The 20,038-nt window shown below is 69.8% G+C and carries 18 protein-coding genes; 7 read left to right on the forward strand and 11 right to left on the reverse strand.

All coding sequences use genetic code 11. The features are described 5' to 3' along the window. Positions 1 to 44: 44 nt before the first annotated feature. The gene (locus QWU11_RS13205) at positions 45 to 194 is read left to right on the forward strand and encodes a hypothetical protein (RefSeq protein ID WP_290105525.1); all 150 of its coding nucleotides are present in this window, start codon (positions 45 to 47) and stop codon (positions 192 to 194) included. Between the two features lie 212 nt (positions 195 to 406). Here the strand turns inward: QWU11_RS13205 and QWU11_RS13210 are convergent, their stop codons facing one another. From QWU11_RS13210 to QWU11_RS13220, 3 genes are all read right to left on the reverse strand, one after another. Continuing rightward, positions 407 to 2,419 (reverse strand): hypothetical protein, encoded by a 2,013-nt coding sequence (locus QWU11_RS13210; protein WP_290105552.1) that lies wholly within the window; start codon positions 2,417 to 2,419, stop codon positions 407 to 409. 68 nt (positions 2,420 to 2,487) lie between these two features. After that, complete coding sequence (locus tag QWU11_RS13215; RefSeq protein WP_290105563.1) at positions 2,488 to 2,808, reverse strand: hypothetical protein; 321 nt, start codon at positions 2,806 to 2,808, stop codon at positions 2,488 to 2,490. Positions 2,809 to 2,926: 118 nt separating this feature from the next. Continuing rightward, positions 2,927 to 4,114 (reverse strand): ROK family transcriptional regulator, encoded by a 1,188-nt coding sequence (locus tag QWU11_RS13220; protein WP_290105565.1) that lies wholly within the window; start codon positions 4,112 to 4,114, stop codon positions 2,927 to 2,929. 192 nt (positions 4,115 to 4,306) lie between these two features. Between QWU11_RS13220 and QWU11_RS13225 the strand changes: the two genes are divergently transcribed. The 6 genes from QWU11_RS13225 to QWU11_RS13250 all read left to right on the forward strand — a co-directional run bounded on the left by QWU11_RS13225 (position 4,307) and on the right by QWU11_RS13250 (position 10,239). Continuing rightward, positions 4,307 to 5,596 (forward strand): extracellular solute-binding protein, encoded by a 1,290-nt coding sequence (locus tag QWU11_RS13225; protein ID WP_290105568.1) that lies wholly within the window; start codon positions 4,307 to 4,309, stop codon positions 5,594 to 5,596. A gap of 13 nt (positions 5,597 to 5,609) precedes the next feature. Then, positions 5,610 to 6,584 carry a sugar ABC transporter permease gene (locus QWU11_RS13230; protein WP_290105571.1) on the forward strand — a complete coding sequence of 325 codons (975 nt, stop codon included), beginning with the start codon at positions 5,610 to 5,612 and terminating at the stop codon, positions 6,582 to 6,584. Beyond that, positions 6,581 to 7,423 carry a carbohydrate ABC transporter permease gene (locus QWU11_RS13235; RefSeq protein WP_290105574.1) on the forward strand — a complete coding sequence of 281 codons (843 nt, stop codon included), beginning with the start codon at positions 6,581 to 6,583 and terminating at the stop codon, positions 7,421 to 7,423. The genes QWU11_RS13230 and QWU11_RS13235 overlap by 4 nt, the downstream gene beginning before the upstream one ends. 76 nt (positions 7,424 to 7,499) lie before the next feature. Continuing rightward, positions 7,500 to 8,981: a glycoside hydrolase family 3 protein gene (locus QWU11_RS13240; protein ID WP_290105577.1), complete on the forward strand. Its 1,482-nt coding sequence runs from the start codon at positions 7,500 to 7,502 to the stop codon at positions 8,979 to 8,981. 7 nt (positions 8,982 to 8,988) lie between these two features. Then, positions 8,989 to 9,456, forward strand: coding sequence for an Rrf2 family transcriptional regulator (locus tag QWU11_RS13245; protein WP_290105580.1), 468 nt, complete (start codon positions 8,989 to 8,991; stop codon positions 9,454 to 9,456). A gap of 3 nt (positions 9,457 to 9,459) precedes the next feature. Further along, the gene (locus tag QWU11_RS13250; protein WP_290105584.1) at positions 9,460 to 10,239 is read left to right on the forward strand and encodes a DNA-formamidopyrimidine glycosylase family protein; all 780 of its coding nucleotides are present in this window, start codon (positions 9,460 to 9,462) and stop codon (positions 10,237 to 10,239) included. A gap of 3 nt (positions 10,240 to 10,242) precedes the next feature. On the opposite strand, the gene QWU11_RS13255 is transcribed toward QWU11_RS13250, so the two are convergent. The 8 genes from QWU11_RS13255 to QWU11_RS13290 all read right to left on the reverse strand — a co-directional run bounded on the left by QWU11_RS13255 (position 10,243) and on the right by QWU11_RS13290 (position 19,997). Then, positions 10,243 to 10,710 (reverse strand): DNA starvation/stationary phase protection protein, encoded by a 468-nt coding sequence (locus tag QWU11_RS13255; RefSeq protein WP_290105586.1) that lies wholly within the window; start codon positions 10,708 to 10,710, stop codon positions 10,243 to 10,245. A 169-nt stretch (positions 10,711 to 10,879) separates the two neighbouring features. Then, positions 10,880 to 11,248 carry a helix-turn-helix transcriptional regulator gene (locus QWU11_RS13260; protein WP_290105590.1) on the reverse strand — a complete coding sequence of 123 codons (369 nt, stop codon included), beginning with the start codon at positions 11,246 to 11,248 and terminating at the stop codon, positions 10,880 to 10,882. A gap of 112 nt (positions 11,249 to 11,360) precedes the next feature. After that, positions 11,361 to 12,641 carry a CinA family nicotinamide mononucleotide deamidase-related protein gene (locus tag QWU11_RS13265; RefSeq protein WP_290105592.1) on the reverse strand — a complete coding sequence of 427 codons (1,281 nt, stop codon included), beginning with the start codon at positions 12,639 to 12,641 and terminating at the stop codon, positions 11,361 to 11,363. After that, positions 12,607 to 13,209: a CDP-diacylglycerol--glycerol-3-phosphate 3-phosphatidyltransferase gene (pgsA, locus tag QWU11_RS13270; RefSeq protein WP_290105673.1), complete on the reverse strand. Its 603-nt coding sequence runs from the start codon at positions 13,207 to 13,209 to the stop codon at positions 12,607 to 12,609. The genes QWU11_RS13265 and pgsA overlap by 35 nt, the downstream gene beginning before the upstream one ends. Before the next feature lie 17 nt (positions 13,210 to 13,226). After that, the gene (gene rimO / locus QWU11_RS13275) at positions 13,227 to 14,651 is read right to left on the reverse strand and encodes a 30S ribosomal protein S12 methylthiotransferase RimO (protein WP_290105595.1); all 1,425 of its coding nucleotides are present in this window, start codon (positions 14,649 to 14,651) and stop codon (positions 13,227 to 13,229) included. Between the two features lie 88 nt (positions 14,652 to 14,739). Next, positions 14,740 to 15,534: a helix-turn-helix domain-containing protein gene (locus QWU11_RS13280; protein ID WP_290105597.1), complete on the reverse strand. Its 795-nt coding sequence runs from the start codon at positions 15,532 to 15,534 to the stop codon at positions 14,740 to 14,742. Between the two features lie 139 nt (positions 15,535 to 15,673). Then, a complete protein-coding gene (locus QWU11_RS13285; protein WP_290105600.1) occupies positions 15,674 to 18,223 on the reverse strand; it encodes a DNA translocase FtsK in 2,550 nt (849 codons plus the stop codon). 94 nt (positions 18,224 to 18,317) lie between these two features. Next, complete coding sequence (locus QWU11_RS13290) at positions 18,318 to 19,997, reverse strand: ribonuclease J (protein ID WP_290105603.1); 1,680 nt, start codon at positions 19,995 to 19,997, stop codon at positions 18,318 to 18,320. Between the last annotated feature and the right edge of the window lie 41 nt (positions 19,998 to 20,038).

The following is a 20,038-nucleotide window of genomic DNA, read 5'->3' on the forward strand; positions in this document are numbered from 1 at the left end:
GACCATCTTGACCCTGCCGGGTGGCTCGCCGAGCAGATCGGGGCGTGTCTGCTCAGGAACGCATCACCTGCGAGAACCTTCTGGCCAAGGTGCCCGAGTCCGCTCACCGGCGGGTCGCCACGCCGGCCCGGACGATCTTCGACCAGCCCGCTGCCGAGGAAGCCCGGCACGCCCGTGCGCGGAAGGACAGCTGACGCGGCGTGCGGCCGGAAAGACCCCCGCAACCACGGCGCGGACCGGAGCTGTCGCCTGCCGTGGATGCGCCGGCGTCGGCCGTCCGCATGGAGGGCCGTCTTACGGCCGAGCGAGCGGGCGGCGGCGTAATCATCGACGAGCGGCGCATCGACCCTCACCCGTGAGTGACCCCGAGCCCAGCTCAGGAACGGCATCCCGCGCAGGCTGGGTTTCAGCGTTCAGGACGGTGGGTCTGGCGGTCCGGCGCCTTTCCAGGGACGGCCGGGACATAGATGGGTTCGCCCTGGTCGATACGGTCGATGGCGCCCGGGTCGCCGTTGAACAGCGCCGCGTTGCGTGGATCGTTGACGATGTAGGGGTACAGATCTGGATCGCCGTAGACCGTGCGGGCGATGTCCGACAGCGAGTCATAGACGCCGTCGTGCCACTTCGTCGTGATGATCGGTTTCTCGGCTCGCGCTGGATCCCAGCCGCCGATGTAGTGGGTGGCCGGAGGCGGAGGCGGTGGTGGCGGCGGAGGTGAGGCCGGCGTGACCGGCAGCGGAGGCGTCACCGGCGAATCGAACGGCATCGTCTGCCGGCCGGCCGGATGGCCGGGTGGCAGGTTGCCCGGCAGACCTCCCGGCGGTCCGTACAGCGACGTCGTGGCGGGTGGCGTGAACTGCTGAGGCGGAACCACGCTGACGGCGTGATCCTGCGGGAACGGGTAGAACGCCCGGTAGGCAGTGGTGTGGCCGATGTCCAGAAAGGAAACCTTGGTATAGCCATCAAAGTTCTTCACCATCTGCACGAACTGACCGACCCCCGGAACGCTCTGCACCGCGTCGATGGATTTCGCCACCAACGGCGGGGCCTGCGACTTCACCCAGAGACCGGACTCCGCTCGTTGGTAACCCGCCGCCGCCGGGTCGCTGATGACCTCGAGTCTGCGCGGGGTGTACACCGTCCCGTTCTGAGAGGTCTTACGCCAGCCGAATGAGTCTGACGGCACCACGGAGCCGTCCGGCGCCTTCGCCACGCGCATCGGATCGGCGGCCCGCCATTGCCTGGGATCGACCTTGACCGGGACCAGCTCCCCGGTCAGCGGATTGTGCCACACGCCGAACTTCTGCGGATTCTCCATCGCTCGGGCAGCGACGACGTCGTCTCGCGGAAGGATTTTTCCGAGGCCGCCCAGATAACCGCCAAGGGTGACGACGTCGACGCCGGCGGCTGCCAGCGACTGGCCCCATGACTTGCCATCCCAATAATGGTTCGCGTAGAGCACCGGAGCGCCGATCGTGGCCGGAACGACCACGCCGACGTCCCAAGCCGTGCTGAGCCGAGTGCCCAGGAAGTACTTGGTCGGATCAGAGAAGGGCTTGGTCCATGCGGCATCGGCGACTGGAACGTTGAGCCCGGCGCCCATTACGGATATGGCCACGGTGTCCACGAGGGCGGCCGGTGAATTCTCGAAGGGGTTTATACCTTCATGGTGGATCAAATTGCTGGAGACCTCTTTGGCTGCGGTGGTGCCCCACATGACCCCGCCGATGGCCCAGCTGGAGGACCGCGCCTGACTGACTCCCAGCCGCGCCATTGCCTTCAAGAAGGTGGGCTGACCTGCCACGTCCTCGACGACGAACGGCTTGAACGCCGGCCGGGCGAGGCGCAACATCCGTATGCACCGATCGCAGAACCATTTCCATGCCTGCATGATGCGGCCGCCGGCGCGAAGCGCGGCAGCGATGGCCTCCCGCCGGGCGAGCATGCCCTCGAAGGCGTTGATCATCATCATCGCGGAAAGGAGTGCGAGGTAGGCGATGAGGAACTGAATGAGGTGCCGCAGCGCCTCTTGGGTTTCCTTGGACTGCTTGATGGCCAGGTCCAGGAACTCGGCCATTGCCTCGCATCGGGCGGTCAGATATTTCTTGTATTCGGCACCGAGATTATGCCGATTGAACCAGTCCTGAAAGGTCCGCGCCGTAAGTCCATCCCATGTGTCCTGCTGCACGAGTTTCGCGTAGGCCCCGTCAATGGGCGACCACAACGTCTCGAGCTGCTGTTGCAGACCGGCCGGCGCGTCACCGGATTTCGTCGCGAAGCCGGTGGCCAGGCGCATCTGCGTCAGCTTGTTGATGTCCACGGTCGCGCTGCGGTGGGCACGCCACAGCATCTCGATGGAGTCCCAGTCTTCGTAGATGAAGAGGCCATACGTCAGCCCCCCCAAGGCCAAGCTACTCATGGCGGGGGCTCTGATGACCGGGGGGACGCCCATTAGTTACTCCTCACGGTGAGCCGGGGCATCACGCGTCAATGGTTGGCGAGTAGCGACTGCCATTCGGCATCCTCGTACGTAGCATGATTGGCCGCGAAGGCCTCAGACGCGTATCCCAGGGTCTGGTGGAGCGTGGCCACCGCCTGACGCATGGCGTCATAGAAGGCCTCGTACTCCTTATAAAGCTCATCGGAGGCGCCCGAGACCAGCCCGAAACAGCCCTGGGCGTCTTTGGCGTCCGCGCCCTCATAGGCCTTCTCGGCATCCTTCATATCGGCCGCCGCCCCGGCGAAGATCTTACTCGCATCAAGGAGCGCATCGCGCCTGACCTGCAAGAATGCTGGATCCGGACTCATGGACGGAGTATAGGACTCAAAGGATTGGAATGGCAAACACCAAAACCCCAAGAAACGCCGCCGAAATCTACCGGACACATTGGGGTATTCACCGGAGGCGGTCCGGCGTCCGGACAGGTCAGCTTGAGCTGGAGAATACCTCGTCGCGGGCGTGGTCCAAGGCCGCGAACAATGCCCCCCTCAGCACCGGATTGCCCACCACCTCGCTCAAGGCGACCCGAGGGCGGGTCGGGCAGATCCGGCCCACCGCCTCCTGGATGCGGCGGATCAAGCGCTCTCCCCCCGCTCTCCCCAGCTCACCCGAGATCAAGACCAGTTCGGGGTCCAGCACGATCGTCACCGACGCCACCCCGTACGCCAGCCGCGTCGCCAGTTCGTCCAGGAACGGCCCGCCCGACTTGCCCGAGGACGCCGCCGCGCGTACGCACTCCGTCGCCGTCGGCTCGTCGAAGCCGTGCGCGCGGGCCAGGTCGCGGACCGCGTCCGCGCCCGCCAGTGCTCCCAGGCCGCCCGCCAGCGCCGGCATTCCCCACGTCACCGACTCGGTGTCCTTCTCCGGCAGCGCGGCGCCCGGCACCGGCAGGTAGCCGATCTCGCCCGCGCCACCGGAGGCGCCGCGGTGCAGCCGGCCGCCGAGAACCACCGCCAGGCCTAGGCCCCGGTCGGCCCACAGCAGGGCGAAGTCGGACACGTCCCGGGCGGCTCCGCACTCCTTCTCCGCCAAAGCGCCCAGGTTCACGTCGTTCTCTATCGTGACCGGCATCCGCAGGTCGCGGCGGAGGGCCTCCAGGATGCCGGCGTGCCAGTGCGGCAGGTCGTAGATGAACTCCACGTCGCCGCTGCGCGGGTCGACCACGCCCGGGGTGCCGATCACCAGGGCGCGCAGCCGGGACAGCGGTACCTTCGCCGACCTGCACGCCTTCACGACCGCGTTGTGCACCAGGGTGACGGCGTCCTCGGTGTCGCCGGGCGAGACCGTGATCTCGGCGGCGATGTGCCCCGTGATGTCGGCGATGCCGGCCGTCACGGAGTTGGGGCCGACGTCGAGACCGGCGACGTACGCACTGGAGGGCACCACGGCGTACAGCGCGGCGTTCGGGCCCCTTCCGCCCGCCTGCTCCCCCACGACGGCGACCAGGCCGCGGTCCTCCAGACGCGCCAGCAACTGCGACGCCGTCACCTTCGACAGGCCCGTGCGCTCGCCGATCTGCGTACGCGTCAGCGGGCCCGAACTCACCAAAAGATCAAGTGCGGATCGGTCGTTCAGCTCGCGCAGGAGTCTTGGCGTCCCCGGGCGACTCGCCATCTCCGGCCACCTTCCATCTCGATCCGCTAACGGGTCTTCTTGGTTAGGAAACTTTCCTGTTAGTTTAGTCCAAGCAGTCCGCCACCCCATAATCCACAGCCCCGACTGTAGGCAGGCGCCCAGCGACCGTGCTTACGACATGCCGCATCAATACCAGTAAGCCGGTCGGGCGGTACCGAAGGGAGTTCCATTGTGAGGTACACCAGGGCCGCCGCGGCGGCCGTCGCACTCGCTGTGGCCGTTACCGGCTGTGGCAGCAATGACAAGAAGAAGAGCGACTCCGCGAAGGCGGCCGACCCCGCGAAGATCGTTGTCTGGCAGATGGGCGACGGCAGTCCCGAGCAGACCAAGTTCCTTGACGGGGTGACCGCGGAGTTCCGCCAGAAGCACCCGAACACCGCGGTGCAGGTCCAGTACATCCCCTGGCCGCAGGCCACCCAGAAGTTCCAGACCGCGATCGCCAGCGGATCGGGCCCGGACGTGACCGAGGTCGGCAACACCGATGTGCAGTCCTGGGCCGAGCAGGGCGCCTTCGCCGACATCTCCGCCAAGATGAGCTCCTGGGCCGAGGGCAAGACCCTGAGTAAGGGCGCCCTCGCCAACGACCAGCTCGACGGCAAGACGTACGCCTCGCCGTGGTACGGCGGCGTACGGGCCGTCTGGTACCACAAGGACTGGTTCAAGGACCTGGGCATCCAGCCGCCGACCTCGTGGGCCGACCTGGAGGCCGCGGCAAAGAAGATCCAGGACAAGAAGGGCGTGCCGGGTATCGCCGCGCCTAGCGACTTCACGAACGGCATCCTCAGCTTCGTCTGGGCCAACGGTGGCGACGTCGCCACCAAGCAGGGCGGCAAGTGGGTCGGCACCCTCGACCAGCCGCAGGCCAAGGAGGCCATCCAGTTCTACGCCGGACTGGTGAACAAGGACAAGGTCGCGCCCGACAAGTACGTCGGCAAGAACGAGCTGCAGGGCCCGCAGCAGGACTTCGCCCTCGGCAAGGTCGGCATGTACATGGACGGCAGCTGGGCGCTCCCGCAGCTCACGAAGGTCAACAAGAAGGACGCGAAGAACTGGGGCGTCTTCCCGATCCCGGGCAAGACCGGCGGCATCGCACCGGTCTTCTCCGGCGGCTCGGACCTCGCCGTGTGGAAGGACAGCAAGTACCAGGACGTCGCGTTCGACTACCTGACCACCTTGGACAGCAAGAAGAACGCCAAGACCTTCGCGGACACCCTGAAGTTCCTGCCGCAGTTCACCGACGTACTGCAGGGCGGCTCGTACCAGAGCGACCCGATCATGGGCGCGTTCGCGCAGGCCGCGGCGTCGGGTGTGAAGTTCACCCCGACGAGCAAGGGCTGGGCCGACTACGAGGGCGCCAAGAAGATCCTGCCGAACGCCGTCAAGGCGATCATGCAGGGCAAGTCCGCCGACGATGAGCTGAAGAAGGCCGACGAGCAGGCCGGCACCCTCCTCAACCAGTAAGGGGACCGCCCGCATGCTCGACACCGCTCAGGCGGTGCGGCGTAAGCCGGGCCGGACGTCGTCCGGCCCGGCGAGGCCCGCCCGCCGCCGCCCGCGCCTCGGGCCGTACCTCCTGATACTGCCCGCGCTCGTGACCATCGGCGTGCTGCTCATCTGGCCGGTGGTCCAGATCGGCCAGATGTCGTTCCAGAAGGTCGGCCTGCGCCAGCTCCGCGGCGAACCCGCGGAGAACGTCGGCCTCGACAACTACCGCCAGATCTTCGCCGACGACGCGTTCTGGGCCGCGGTCCGGCACACCGTGCTGTTCGCGGTCGTCGCCGTCGCCGGGACCCTGCTGATCGGCACGCTGGTCGGCCTGCTGCTGGGCCAGCTCGGGCGGCGGATGTCCTCGTTCGTCGCGGGCGGCGTGCTCATCGCCTGGGCGACCCCGCCCGTCACCGCGGCGGTCATCTTCTCCTGGCTGTTCGGCACCACCGGCGGCCTCGTCGGGTGGCTGCTCGACCTGCTGCCGAACTGGCTCGTGGGCGGCGGCTGGCAGAATTACAACTGGTTCTCCTCGCCGCTGCCGGACTACACGGTCCTGACGATCTGCGTCGTCTGGATGTCCTTTCCCTTCATCGCCGTCTCGGTCCTGGCCGGGTTGCGCACCGTGCCCATCGAGCTGTACGAGGCGGCCAAGGTTGACGGCTCCAGCGCGTGGAACACCTTCTGGAAGATCACCTTCCCGATGCTGAAGCCCATCTTCAGCGTGGTGCTGGTGCTCTCGGTGATCTGGGACTTCCGCGTCTTCACCCAGCTGTTCATCATGTCCGGGCTCGCCAACAGTGACTCGTTCAACCTGTCGCTGTACGCGTACTCGACGGCGTTCGGCTCGCTCAACGCCAAGTACGGCCTCGGGTCGGCGATCGCGATGGTCCTCACGCTGATCGTCCTGGTCGTGACGGCGGTCTACACCCGGATGATGGTCCGGCAGCAGGAGGCGGCATGAACGCGCGCAGGCTCCGCAAGATCGCGCTGAACACGGCGGGCATCGCGGTCTTCGTCGTCTCGGCCTTCCCGGTCTTCTGGATGATCTCCACGGCGTTCAAGCCGAACCAGGAGATCTTCAGCTCGACCCCGCATCCGGTCCCGTTCCACCCGACGCTGCACCACTTCGACTACGTGATCAACGGCGGCATCGCCGGGGTCCCGTTCTGGCACTACTTCGTCAACAGCCTGGCCGTGGCCCTGGGCACCGTCGTCGTGTCCGGGCTGCTCGCGCTGCTCGCGGCCGTCGCGGTGGCGAGGTTCCGCTTCCGGTTCCGTACGACGTTCCTGGTCCTGCTGCTGGTCGTGCAGATGGTGCCGGCCGAGGCCCTGGTCATCCCGATGTTCGTCGACCTCAGGCACCTGGGCCTGCTGAACAGCCTCGTCGGGCTCACCGCCGTGTACGTGGGGTTCGCGCTGCCGTTCGGCACCTGGATGCTGCGCGGGTTCGTCGCGGCGGTGCCCAAGGACCTGGAGGACGCCGCCGCGATCGACGGCGCCGGGCCGATCCGGATCTTCTTCCGGATCCTCCTGCCGCTCGTCGCGCCCGGCCTGGTGGCGACGAGCATCTTCTCCTTCATCACGGCCTGGAACGAGCTGATCTTCGCGTACACGTTCCTCAAGGACCAGGACAAGGCCACGTTGCCGATCATGTTGCAGTTCTTCTTCGGGCGCTCCGGCAACGACTGGGGCCCGATCATGGCCGCATCCACGCTGCTCACCCTCCCGGTCATCGCCTTCTTCCTCCTCGTCCAGCGCCGCATGGTCTCCGGCCTGGTCGCGGGGGCGGTGAAGGGATGACCGGCCCCTGGGCTCCGGGCGATCCCCGGGCAGCACGTAAGCGATCAACGCCGAGCAGAGACCAGGTGAGACACCGATGACCGACCCATCCCTCGAACGGCTTGTGAACGCGACTCTGCTCGTGCCGTTCCCGGGCGCCGCGGCCCCCCGCTGGGTCCTGGAGGGGCTCGAACGGGGCGTCAGCGGCGTCACCCTCTTCGCCATCAACGGCAACGTCCCGGGCACCGGCCAGCTCACCGCGCTCACCGCGGAGCTGCGCGCGGTGTCGGAGGCGCTCGTCTCGATCGACGAGGAGGGCGGTGACGTCACGCGGCTGGCCCACGAGACCGGCAGCCCCTACCCGGGCAGCGCCGCCCTCGGCGCCCTCGACGATCCCGGTACGACGTGGCGGGTGCACCGCTCGCTCGGCGCCGAGCTGCGCGGCGCGGGGGTGAACCTGGACTTCGCGCCGTCCGCCGACGTGAACACCGCCGAGGACAACCCGATCATCGGCACGCGGGCGTTCGGCTCGGACCCCGAGCTGGTCGCGCGGCACATCACCGCGGCGGTGAACGGGCTCCAGGAGGCCGGCGTCGCCGCCTGCGCGAAGCACTTCCCCGGCCACGGCGCGACCTCTCAGGACTCCCACCTGGAGGTCCCGCTGGTCGACGCCGACCTGGCGCTGCTCGAACGCCGGGAGATGGTGCCGTTCCGCGCCGCCATCGCGGCCGGAGTGCAGTCGATCATGACGGCCCACATCCGTGTGCCGGCGCTCACGGGGGCGGCGCCGGCCACGCTGTCAGAGGCGGCGATCACCGGTCTCCTGCGGGGCACGCTCGGGTACGACGGGGTGGTCGTGACCGACGCGCTCGACATGCGCGCGGCGAGCGGCGCCATGGGCATCCCCGAGGCGGCCGTACGCGCCTTGTCCGCCGGCGCCGACCTGCTCTGCCTCGGCTCGAAGGAGTACGAGGACAGCGTGCGCGCCATCCGCGAGCGGATCATCGAGGCGGTTCGCGAGGGACGGCTGCCCGCCGAGCGGCTCGAACGGTCCGCGGAGCGCGTGGCCCGGCTCAAGGCGTGGCTCGCCGTACCGCGGACGGCCGAGGTCGACCGCGCGGTCGGGCTGGAGGCGGCGCGCCGGGCGGTCCGTGTCACCGGTTCGCCGTCCGTGTCCGCCACGCCGGTCGTGCTGGAGCTGCAGGCGCCGTCCAACATCGCGGTCGGGCCGGTGCCCTGGGGGTTCTCGCCGTGGGCGCCGGACGCGGTGCCGGTCGACGCCGAGACCGCCGACCCCGCCGGGCTCCTGCGTCGCGCCGCCGGGAAACCCCTGGTCATCGTCGTACGGGACGCCCACCGCTACCCCGATCACCAGGACCTCGTAGACGCGCTGCTGGCCGTACGGCCCGACGCCGTCCTCGTCGAGATGGGACTGCCGGTCTGGCGTCCGGCGGCCTCCGCGTACGTCGCGACCTACGGTGCGACCCGCGCGAACGCCCGCGCCGCCGCGGAGATCCTCGGCCTGATCGGAGAAGAATCGGAGGCCGGTGGCACGATCACGTCATCCGAGGCGGGATAATCAACCCATGAGACTGTCCGCCCGGGTCGACTACGCACTTCGCGCCGCCGCCGAGTTGGCCGTTGGTGGCGATCGTCCCATCACGGCGGTCCAGCTCGCCGAGGCCCAGCAGATCCCGCCGAAGTTCCTGGAGAACATCCTCAGCCAGCTGCGCCGCTCCGGCCTGATCCGGAGCCAGCGCGGCCCTGAGGGCGGCTACTGGCTGGCCCGCCCGGCATCGGAGATCTTCCTGGCCGACGTCATCCGGGCGATCGACGGGCCTCTCGTCGGCGTCCGCGGCGAGCGGCCGGAGGACCTGGGTTACTCCGGGCCGGCCAAGTCCCTGCAACTGGTCTGGATCGCGCTGCGCGCCAGTGAGCGGTTCATCCTGGAGCAGGTCAGCCTGGCCGACGTCGCCTCCGGCGAACTGCCCCCCAGCGTGCAGGTGCTGACCGAGGACCCCGCGGCCTGGGACTCCCCCGCGTTCCGCACATGAGCGATGCCCGAGGGTGACGTCGTCTGGGCGGCCGCGCGCCGCCTGAACGACGCGCTCGCCGGGCGTGTCCTCACCCGCAGCGACTTCCGGGTGCCGCGTGCCGCCACCGCCGACCTGACCGGCCGGGCCGTACGCGAGGTGGTCCCGCGTGGCAAACACATGCTGACCCGGGTCGACGGCGACGTCACCGTGCACACGCACCTGCGCATGGAGGGCAGCTGGCGCATCTCGCGGGCGAGCGCGCCGCTCCCCCGTAGCCACAAGATCCGGCTCGTACTGGCCAACGCCGAATGGCAGGCCGTCGGCTACTCCCTGGGCGTCGTGGAGATCGTCCGTACCTCTCAGGAGAGCCGCGTGGTCGGCCATCTCGGCCCCGACCTGCTCGGGCCCGGCTGGGACCCCGCGGAGGCGCTCCGGCGGCTGCGCGAGACGCCGGAACGGCCGATCGGCGAGGCCCTGCTCGACCAGACCCTCCTGGCGGGCATCGGCAACTACTACAAGGCCGAGACGCTCTTCCTGCGCGGCGTCGACCCCTGGCGCCCCGTCGGCGAGGTCGCCGACCTGGACGCGCTCGTCGAACTCGCCCGGTCGCTCCTGGACGCGAACAAGGAACGCGTCGACCAGAGCACCACGGGCTCGCGTCGTCCCGGCGAGACGGCCTGGGTGTACGGGCGGCACGTCTGCCGGCGTTGCGGAGGCCGAATCAGCCGCGCCGACCAGGGCGGGCAGACCCAGGAACGTGTCACCTTCTGGTGCCCGGCCTGCCAGCCCCGCGGATCGTAGAACTCAGCGCTGGACCGCGAACATCCAGTGCTGCTTGTCGATGTCCTGCGCCGCCGCGATCAGCAGATCCTGGGTGACCGGGTCGGTGTCCTCGGTGGTCTCGATGTGGTCGCGGAAGCGCCGGCTCACATCCGCCAGCATGTCCGTCACGGCGGCGACCACCTTGTCGTCGGGCAGGTCGCCGGTCTCGAGCTGGTGCAGCTTGCTGTGCTCGGCGACCGTACGCGCCCGGCCGTCCGGGTTGACGCCGATCGCGGCCGCCCTTTCGGCCACCTCGTCCGCGTGCTCACGCGCGAGGTCGACGACCTCGTCGAGCTGGAGGTGAATGGAGCGGAAGTTGCGGCCGGTGAGATTCCAGTGTGCCTGCTTGGCCAGCAGGTGCAGATCGATCAGATCTACCAGCGCCTCCTGCAACACCGTCCCGGTCGCCTTGCGCGCGTCGTCGGTGAGCGAAGTCTTGACCATCGTCATCGCCAGGTCTCCTTTCGAGGGTGATGAGCTCGCTACTGGCCAAAATTCCCCTCAAGGAAGCGGATAAGCGTGATCCGGGTAACGTAAACCGCAGGTCAAACGCAGAATGCCCCGCCTGCGGGGTTCCGCGGGCGAGGCATTCGCGAGGTGCCGTGGGCGGGCCTCGGACTCAGGCGGCCACCATGTCGGCGCGAAGTGCGCTCTCGATCGTCTCCGGAGTCGCCGGGATGCTGTCGGCGGAGATGCGCTCTCCGTCGAGGCGCTCGTGCTGCGGCGCTCCCGCCATCACCGGCTCCTGCTGCAGCTCGGCCAGCGCGAGCTGGTCGGAGACGTCGCGCAGGACGTGTGAGAGGGGGACCCCGAGCGCTTTGCATATCGAGGCGAGCAGCTCAGAGGAGGCCTCTTTCTGCCCACGCTCGACCTCGGACAGATAACCGAGCGACACTCTCGCCGCCGCCGAAACCTCCCGGAGGGTACGGCCTTGGCGCAGCCGCAGCTGCCGGAGTACGTCGCCGAGCAGCTGACGAAGCAGGACCATGTCTCGCTCCCTCCGATGAGTCCTGACCGTTCTTGTGGTTCCACCGTACCTGTCTTGACGAGGCAGGTGGCAGACCGAAGCTTTCGTGTTCGCTTCCGACGTAACGCTGTAATCACCCTGCTTCTTCCCGATCTTCCGCCCAGCCGGGCCACGGATCGTCCGTCTCGAGTCCGAGCAGGACACGCCGTAGCAGGTCAAGGGCATGAACGACGGTCATCTGGCGGACCGCGACGCGGGCGCGGGCACCGTCGGCGGGCACGGGAAGACCTGGAGAACGCGTCGTGGCGCCCCCGCCGGATTCGGCCACGGCGACATGAACGGTACCCACGGGATAGCCATCCTGGGGCTCCGGACCGGCCACACCGGTCACCGCGAGGCCGTAGGAGGCCCCCAGACGTTCGCGTACGCCACGTGCCATCGCGGCGGCCACTTCGGGATGGACGGCGCCGTGCGCGGCCAGGAGATCGTCCGGAACGCCCAGGAGTGTGTGCTTGAGCGGCGTGGCGTAGGCGATCACACCGCCCGCGAACGTCGCGGACGAACCCGGCATCGCGGTCAGCTCTCCACCGAGCAGGCCGCCGGTGAGCGACTCGGCCACCGCCACGGTCGCGTTCCGGTCGGCCAGCAGCCCGTGCACGACCCGGTCGAGGCTCAGCTCGCCCTCGCCGTAGCAGGCCGAGCCCAGGAGCTCACGCGCCGTCTCCCGCGCCTCGGCCAGCAGGCCGGCCCCCTCCGCCTCGATCCGTACGCGGACCTCGGCGGGCGAGGCGTAGTAGGCGAGCTTGACCCCCTCCATCGCCTCGACCGGCGCGAGCCGGTGGGCGACCACCGACTCCCAGACCGTCGCGGTGTGCAGCACGCAGGCGCAGACCCTGTCTCCGCGCAGCTCGGGGACCACCGACTCGTCGGTGATGGCCCGCATCTCCGAGGGCACGCCCGGCAGCGCGTACACCACGCCGTCCGGCAGGGTGAGCCGCAGCCCGGGCGCGCTCCCGGCCGGGTTGGGCAGCAGCGTCGCGCCCTCGGGCACGTCGGCCATGCGCAGGGCGTCCGGGCGCAGCGGCACGCTCCGCTCGGCGGCCCGTTCGCGGAGCCGGCGCTCGACCTCCGGGTCGCGCAGCAGACCCACGCCGGCCGCCTGGGCCAGCGCCTCACGCGTCATGTCATCGGAGGTGGGCCCGAGGCCCCCGGTCACGATCACCACGTCGGCACGCCGCAGGGCGTCGTGCAGCGCGCCGACCATGACGTCGAGCTCGTCGGGGACGACCGCACCGCGCGTGACCTCGACACCCGCCTCGGTCAGCCGCCGCCCCAGCCAGGTGGCATTGCCGTTGACGGTGTCGCCGCGCAGCAGCTCGTCACCGACCGTCAGAAGTTCGACCCGCACGCCCATCCGCCCACAGCCTCCACGCCTTGAGGACATAGTCCAGTCCGGTCACGACCGTGACGACCAGGGCGGCGCCCATCGTCACCCAGCGCAGGGGATCGATCGGGCCGGGCATCACGTAGAACCCGATGGCGATCACCTGGAGCATGGTCTTGAGTTTGCCGCCGCGGCTCGCCGCGATCACGCCGTACCGGATCACCACGAACCGCAGCAGAGTGATGCCGATCTCGCGGACCAGGATCACGACCGTGACCCACCACCACAGGTCGCCGAGCAGCGACAGGCCGACCAGGGCGGACCCGGTCAGCGCCTTGTCGGCGATCGGGTCGGCGATCTTGCCGAAGTCGGTGACGAGGTTGCGGCTGCGGGCGAGCTGCCCGTCGACGCGGTCGGTGAAGGAGGCCACCCCGAACACCAGGAGGGCCGCGATCCGCCACCCCGTCCCGTCGGTGAACAGCAGCCACAGGAAGACCGGGACGAGCAGGAGACGTACGACGGTCAGCAGGTTGGCGATGTTGAGCAGCCCGGCCTGCGCCACGGCAGGGGTCGCGATGGGATCACCGCTCGCCGGGATGGGTTCGCCCTCGGCGGTCACCGCTCGTCCACGACGGCGAGCAGGTCGACCCCCATCGACTCCACGACGCGGGCCGAGACGAACGCGCCGACCGGCGCGTCGCCCTTGAGGGTCACGATGCCGTCGATCTCCGGCGCCTGGTGGGCAGCGCGGCCCTCCCCCGGCTCCTCCACGAGGACCTCGACCGTGGAGCCCAGGCGTTCTTCGGCGCGCTGCGCGGTGAGCTCCTCGGCGAGCACGGACAGGTCGGCGACCCGGGCGGCCACCTCCTCGGCGTCGAGCTTGCCGTCGAAGCCCGCCGCCTCGGTGCCCTCCTCGTCGGAGTAGCCGAACACGCCGATCGCGTCGAGCCGGGCCGCGGTGAGGAAGCCGGCCAGTTCCTCGACGTCCTCCTCGGTCTCCCCGGGAAAGCCCACGATGAAGTTGGACCGTACGCCGGCCTCGGGCGCGAGGGCGCGCGCCTGCTCCAGCAGGCCGAGGAAGCGCTCGGTGTCGCCGAACCTGCGCATCCGGCGCAGCAGCGGCCCGCTGGAGTGCTGGAAGGACAGGTCGAAGTAGGGCGCCACGCCGGGCGTGGCGGCGATGGCCTCGATCAGGCCGGGCCGCAGCTCGGCGGGCTGGAGGTAGCTCACCCGCACCCGCTCGATGCCCTCCACCGCCGCGAGCTCGGGCAGCATGGTCTCCAGGAGCCGCAGGTCGCCCAGGTCCTTGCCGTACGAGGTGGAGTTCTCGCTGACGAGGATGATCTCCCGGACGCCCTGGCCGGCCAGCCAGCGCGCCTCGTCGAGCACCTCGTGCGGCCGCCGCGAGACGTACGCGCCGCGGAACGCCGGGATCGCGCAGAACGTGCAGCGCCGGTCGCAGCCGGAGGCCAGCTTGAGCGGCGCCGCCGGCCCGCCGCCGAGCCGGCGGCGCAGCACGCGCGGGCCGGACGCGGGCGCGATGCCCTCGGGGAGGTCGGGCGCCGAGCCGTGGCCGGGCACGTGCACGTGGGCGCCGGTCCGCTCGGCCGGGCTGAGCGGCAGCAGCTTGCGGCGGTCCTGCGGGGCGTGGGAGCGGTGCCCCCGGCCGGCCAGGACGTCGTCGAGCCGGTCGCCGATGGAGGAGTAGTCATCGAAGCTCAGGACCGCGTCGGCCTCGGGCAGCGACTCGGCCAGCTCCGAGCCGTACCGCTCGGCGAGGCAGCCGGCGGCCACGACCTTGGCGCCCGAGTCGGAGGCGGCCAGGAGCGTGTCGATGGAGTCCTTTTTGGCGGCGTCGATGAAACCACAGGTGTTGACGAGGACGACCGAGGCGTCTCCGGACTCGTCGAGCGTCCAGCCGGCACCTTCGAGCCGGGCCGCGAGCTCCTCGGAGTCGACCTCGTTGCGCGCGCACCCGAGGGTGACGAGCGAGACGGAACGGCGGTCCGCCGGCGTTGCGGAGTGGTCGGCGGCGGTCACGCGGAGCGCTCCCCTCGCGCGGGGCACGGCTCAGTACGGCGGGTGGGCATGCCCCATACGGTACTGGCCCGGGCGAGGAGGCCGGCGGTCAGCCTTTGAGCGGATCGTGCGGGCCGTAGCTGAGACGGATCACCTGTCCCGTCTCCCCAGGTGAGCCGATGTCCTTGCCGTTGACCGTCACGTGGACGCCGCCGCCGTTGCCGATGAGGAGCCGGATGCGCTTCTTGGACTTCCACTGCTCGGTCTGCCCGGCGCGGATGATCCCGCTGAAGAGCTGCTTGCCCTTGGCGTCACGGACGTTGAGCCAGCTCGCGCGCTTGGCCTTGACACGGACCGTGACGTCCTTGCGCGGCGCCGGCACCGCGGCGGCGCTGGGCGAGGGCGCGGGCCGGGCGGTCGCGGGTGCCGCGGCGCGGCGTACGGAACGGTGCTCGTCGTGGCCGGTCGCCACCCGGACGATGCCGTAGACGGCGACGAGGACGAGCGCCACGATCATGGCGGCGCTCCAGTTGGGCGCGCGTCTTTCCCGGAAACGGACCGGGGTCTCCGGTTCGAACGCCTGCCGCGCCGGGATCGCCTGCGGCGAACCGCCGTGCGCGTCGTCGTACTCGCCGATGAGTGGTTCGGGGTCGATCCCGGCCACCCGCGCGATGCTGCGGATGTGCCCGCGCGCGTAGAAGTTTCCGCCGCACAGTGAGTAGTCGTCGCGTTCGATGGCCTTGATCACGGTCTCGCGGATCCGGGTGCGGCCGGACACCTGTGTGACGGTGAGACCGGCCTCTTTGCGTGCCTTCGCGAGGGTGCCACCGATCGTCACGGCACCTCCTTCGTCGGCACCGTGCAGCAGGTGCTGTGTGCGGGTTCCCTCGCTACGCTCGGTCACAGCGCCTCCCGGAACCTCGTGGCGTCGAACACGTGCGACGCCGCCCGCCTCGTCTTCACTTCCGCGCTGAGTTTACGAAGGGCGATCGTGAGAAGCGACGTGCAACGCTGTATATGTCAGCTACCCAAGATCTCCGTCGCTACTCGCCGCGCAGCGATGCCAGCACTCCCGGCAGATCGTCGGGTTTGACCAACACATCGCGTGCCTTCGACCCTTCGCTGGGACCCACGATGGAACGGCTCTCCAGAAGGTCCATGAGGCGTCCCGCCTTGGCGAATCCGACCCGCAGCTTCCGCTGGAGCATCGAGGTCGAGCCGAACTGCGTCGAGACGATCAGCTCGGCCGCCTGGACGAGGAGCTCGAGGTCGTCGCCGATGTCCTCGTCGATCTCCTTCTTGCGCTGCTCGGCGACGGAGACGTCCTCGCGGTAGTCCGGTTCGCCCTGCTTCTTGCAGTGCTCGACGACGTCGTGGATCTCTTTTTCGGAGACGAAGGCGTTCTGCAGCCGCATGGGCTTGCTGGCGCCCATCGGCAGGAACAGCGCGTCACCCTGGCCGACGAGCTTCTCCGCGCCGGGCTGGTCGAGGATGACGCGGCTGTCGGCCAGGCTCGAGGTCGCGAACGCCAGCCGGGACGGGACGTTCGCCTTGATCAGGCCGGTCACGACGTCGACGCTCGGGCGCTGGGTGGCGAGCACGAGGTGGATGCCGGCGGCGCGGGCGAGCTGGGTGATGCGCACGACCGAGTCCTCGACGTCGCGCGGCGCGACCATCATCAGGTCGGCGAGCTCGTCCACGATCACGAGGAGGTACGGGTAGGGCCGGTAGACGCGCTCGCTGCCCGGCGGGGCGGTGAGCTTGCCGGCCACGACGCCCTTGTTGAAGTCGTCGATGTGGCGGTAGCCGGAGGCCGCCAGGTCGTCGTAGCGGCGGTCCATCTCCCCCACGACCCACTGCAGCGCCTCGGCCGCCCTCTTGGGGTTGGTGATGATCGGCGTGATCAGGTGCGGGATGCCCGCGTAGGAGGTCAGCTCGACGCGCTTGGGGTCGACCAGGACCATCCGCACCTCGTCCGGCGTGGACCGCATCAGGATCGAGGTGATCAGCCCGTTGATGCACGTCGACTTACCGGCGCCGGTGGCGCCCGCGATGAGCATGTGCGGCATCTTGGCGAGGTTGGCCACGACCGTACGGCCCTCGACGTCCTTGCCGAGGCCGACGACCATCGGGTGGTGGTCGTTGACCGCGACCGAGGCGCGGAGCGTGTCGCCGAGGCTGACGATGTCCTTGTCGGTGTTGGGGATCTCGACGCCGATCGCGGCCTTGCCGGGGATCGGCGAGATGATCCGCACGTCGGCGCTCTTGACCGCCAGAGCGATGTTCTTGGTCAGCGCGGTGATGCGCTCGACCTTGACGGCGGGCCCCAGCTCGATCTCGTACCGCGTGATCGTCGGGCCGCGCGTGAAGCCGGTGACCTGCGCGTCGACGCCGAACTGGTCGAGCACCTCCGACAGGGCGTTCACCACGATGTCGTTGGCCTTGGTGCGCGGCTTGACCACCGAGCCCGGCTTGAGCTTGCCGGCCGGCGGGAGGGCGTAGGTCCCGGCGGCGCCGGAGGAGGAGAGGGTGAGCTGCTCGGTCTTCTTCGGCGGCGGCGTGTGGTCCGGCGGCTCAGGCGGCTCGAGCTCCTCGGTGAAGTCCGGCGGCGACAGCAGCTCGTCCGCGAGGCTGGGACCGTCGTCCTCGGGGAGCGGGACGTCGGGGGCGGCCACGACCGGGGTGTCGTAGGGCTTCTTGTGCTCGCCGACCTCGACGTCGCCCTTGCGGCCGCGCTTCTTGCGCGCCGGGCCCTCGTCCTCGGCCGCCTCTTCGTCCGTCTCCGGGATCAGCGGTTCGCGGAGCAGGACGCGGTCACGGAACGCGGCGAGCCGCTCGGGCACCTGGTGCACCGGCGTCGCCGTGACGACCAGCAGCCCGAAGGAGGAGACCAGCAGCAGGAGCGGCACGGCCACCCAGGCGGTCACGGTGCTCGTCAGCGGAGCCGACAGCAGCCAGCCGACGAGGCCGCCGGAGGACTGCAGCGCGTGCTCGCCCAGGCTGGGGTACGGGGTGCCGTGCGCGATGTGGACGATGCCGAGGATGCCGCCGGTCAGCGCGCCGCAGCCGATGGCGAGACGGCCGCCGTCGCCCTCGCCGTTGTGCCCGGGGTGGCGCAGCATCCGCCAGGCGAGCAGCGCGAACATCACCGGCAGCAGACCGGCGAGCGTCCCGAAACCGTCTCTGACGAGGCGTCCGAAGACTCTGATGAAGAGGGCCTGCGGCTTCCACCAGGTTCCGGCGGCGAGCACGATGGCCAGCCCGAGGTAGGCCAGGCCGATGCCGTCGCGGCGGTGGTCCTCGTCGAGGTCGCGGGCGCTGTCACCGAACCTGCGCACCCCGCCGCCCAGACCGCGGGCCGAGAGCACCCACACTCCGCTGACGAGGCGGTAGACGCCGATGACGACCCGGCCGATCGGATCCGGCTTCTTGGGCGCGCTCCTGGCGGCGGTCCGCTTCGCCGGCGGGCGCCGGCCCGCCGGGGGCTTGCGGCCGGCCGACTTGGCGGGTGCGGGCCTGCGCGCGGAGGCCTTCCGGGTGTTGCCACGCGTGGTGGAGGAGCCTTTGGCGCCCCCCGGCGTACGTGTGGCCATGATGGCGAGACTAACGGCTATGTCGCACGGGTTACTTTTGCGCGCACGGCGTGTCGCGCCCGCGGCGGGGCGCGACACGGCCGGTGCGCGTCCGTCAGACTTCGACGATCACCGGGATGATCATGGGGCGGCGGCCGAACGACTCGTTCACCCAGCGGCCCGCCGCACGGCGTACGAGCTGGCGGAGCTGGTGGGCGTCGTTGATGCCGTCGGCGGCGGCCGTCTCCAGGACCTCTTCCAGGCGGGGGATGACGGCGTCGAAGCTCTCGATGCCGGCTCCGCGCGCGTGGATCTCGGGGCCGCCCAGCAGCTTGCCGCTGGAGGAGTCGACGACGATGACCACGGACACGAAGCCCTCGTCGCCGAGGATGCGCCGGTCCTTCAGCGAGGTCTCGGTGATCTCCCCGACCGAGAGCCCGTCCACGTAGACGTAGCCCGCGCGTACGGCGCCGACGATGGCGGCCTGGCCGTCGACGAGGTCGACGACGACGCCGTCCTCGGCGATCACGATGTTCTCGTCCGGCACGCCGGTGAGCGCGGCGAGCCGCGCGTGGGCGCTGAGGTGACGCCATTCGCCGTGGATCGGCATGAAGTTGCCGGGGCGGGTCATGTTCAGGACGTACAGCAGCTCACCGGCCGGCGCGTGGCCGGAGACGTGCACGAGCGCGTTGCCCTTGTGCACGACCTTCGCGCCCCACCGGGTCAGCCCGTTGATGACGCGGTTGACGGCGTTCTCGTTCCCGGGGATGAGCGACGAGGCGAGGATGACCGTGTCGTCCTGCTCGATCCGGATCTGGTGGTCCCGGCCCGCCATCCGCGACAGCGCGGACATCGGCTCGCCCTGCGAGCCGGTGCAGACGAGGATGACCTTCTCCGGAGGCAGGTCGTCGATCTCCTTCTGCTCGACCAGGATGCCGGCCGGCACGCGAAGGTAGCCGAGGTCGCGGGCGACGCCCATGTTGCGCACCATGGACCGGCCGACGAAGCAGACCTTTCGGCCGCACAGGTGCGCGGCGTCCAGCACCTGCTGGACGCGGTGCACGTGCGAGGCGAAGCAGGCGACGATGGCGCGCTTGTTCGCGATGCGCAGCACGTCGCCCAGCACGATGCCGATGTCGCGCTCGCTCGTGACGAACCCGGGCACCTCGGCGTTGGTGGAGTCGGACATCAGCAGGTCGATGCCCTCGGCGCCGAGCCGCGCGAACCCGCCCAGGTCGGTCAGGCGGTTGTCGAGCGGAAGCTGGTCCATCTTGAAGTCGCCGGTCGCCAGCACGAGGCCGGCCGGCGTGCGGATCGCCACCGCGAGAGCGTCCGGGATCGAGTGGTTGACCGCGAGGAACTCACAGTCGAACGGCCCGAAGCTCCGGCTCTCGCCCTCCCGTACCTGCACGGTGGTCGGCTTGATGCGGTGCTCGGTGAGCTTGGCCTCCAGCAGCGCGAGCGTCAGCCGCGAGCCGATCAGCGGGATGTCGGGCCGCTCCCGCAGGAGGTACGGCACCCCGCCGATGTGATCTTCGTGGCCGTGCGTGAGCACGATGCCCACGACGTCGTCCAGGCGCTCCCTGATGTAGTCGAAGTCCGGCAGGATCAGGTCCACACCGGGTTGCTCGGACTCGGGGAACAGCACCCCGCAGTCGACGATCAGCAGCCGGCCCTCGAACTCGAAGACCGTCATGTTGCGGCCGATCTCGCCAAGGCCGCCGAGCGGCACGATGCGCAGACCGCCCGCGGGCAGCGCCGGCGGCGCGCCCAGCTCAGGATGCGGATGACTCATCGGTTGTCCCGCCCCTCGTCCAGCGGTACGGGGGCATGCTC

This window comes from Actinomadura sp. DC4 (assembly GCF_030406325.1).
Lineage (GTDB): Bacteria > Actinomycetota > Actinomycetes > Streptosporangiales > Streptosporangiaceae > Actinoallomurus.

Excerpts from the sequence above, each read along its gene's own strand:
- QWU11_RS13210 (WP_290105552.1), bottom strand. The coding sequence starts at position 2,419 with ATGAGTAGCTTGGCCTTGGGGGGGCTGACGTATGGCCTCTTCATCTAC.
- QWU11_RS13215 (WP_290105563.1), bottom strand. The coding sequence starts at position 2,808 with ATGAGTCCGGATCCAGCATTCTTGCAGGTCAGGCGCGATGCGCTCCTT.
- QWU11_RS13220 (WP_290105565.1), bottom strand. The coding sequence starts at position 4,114 with ATGGCGAGTCGCCCGGGGACGCCAAGACTCCTGCGCGAGCTGAACGAC.
- QWU11_RS13230 (WP_290105571.1), top strand. The coding sequence starts at position 5,610 with ATGCTCGACACCGCTCAGGCGGTGCGGCGTAAGCCGGGCCGGACGTCG.
- QWU11_RS13235 (WP_290105574.1), top strand. The coding sequence starts at position 6,581 with ATGAACGCGCGCAGGCTCCGCAAGATCGCGCTGAACACGGCGGGCATC.
- QWU11_RS13240 (WP_290105577.1), top strand. The coding sequence starts at position 7,500 with ATGACCGACCCATCCCTCGAACGGCTTGTGAACGCGACTCTGCTCGTG.
- QWU11_RS13245 (WP_290105580.1), top strand. The coding sequence starts at position 8,989 with ATGAGACTGTCCGCCCGGGTCGACTACGCACTTCGCGCCGCCGCCGAG.
- QWU11_RS13250 (WP_290105584.1), top strand. The coding sequence starts at position 9,460 with ATGCCCGAGGGTGACGTCGTCTGGGCGGCCGCGCGCCGCCTGAACGAC.
- QWU11_RS13255 (WP_290105586.1), bottom strand. The coding sequence starts at position 10,710 with ATGACGATGGTCAAGACTTCGCTCACCGACGACGCGCGCAAGGCGACC.
- QWU11_RS13260 (WP_290105590.1), bottom strand. The coding sequence starts at position 11,248 with ATGGTCCTGCTTCGTCAGCTGCTCGGCGACGTACTCCGGCAGCTGCGG.
- QWU11_RS13265 (WP_290105592.1), bottom strand. The coding sequence starts at position 12,641 with ATGGGCGTGCGGGTCGAACTTCTGACGGTCGGTGACGAGCTGCTGCGC.
- QWU11_RS13285 (WP_290105600.1), bottom strand. The coding sequence starts at position 18,223 with ATGGCCACACGTACGCCGGGGGGCGCCAAAGGCTCCTCCACCACGCGT.
- QWU11_RS13290 (WP_290105603.1), bottom strand. The coding sequence starts at position 19,997 with ATGAGTCATCCGCATCCTGAGCTGGGCGCGCCGCCGGCGCTGCCCGCG.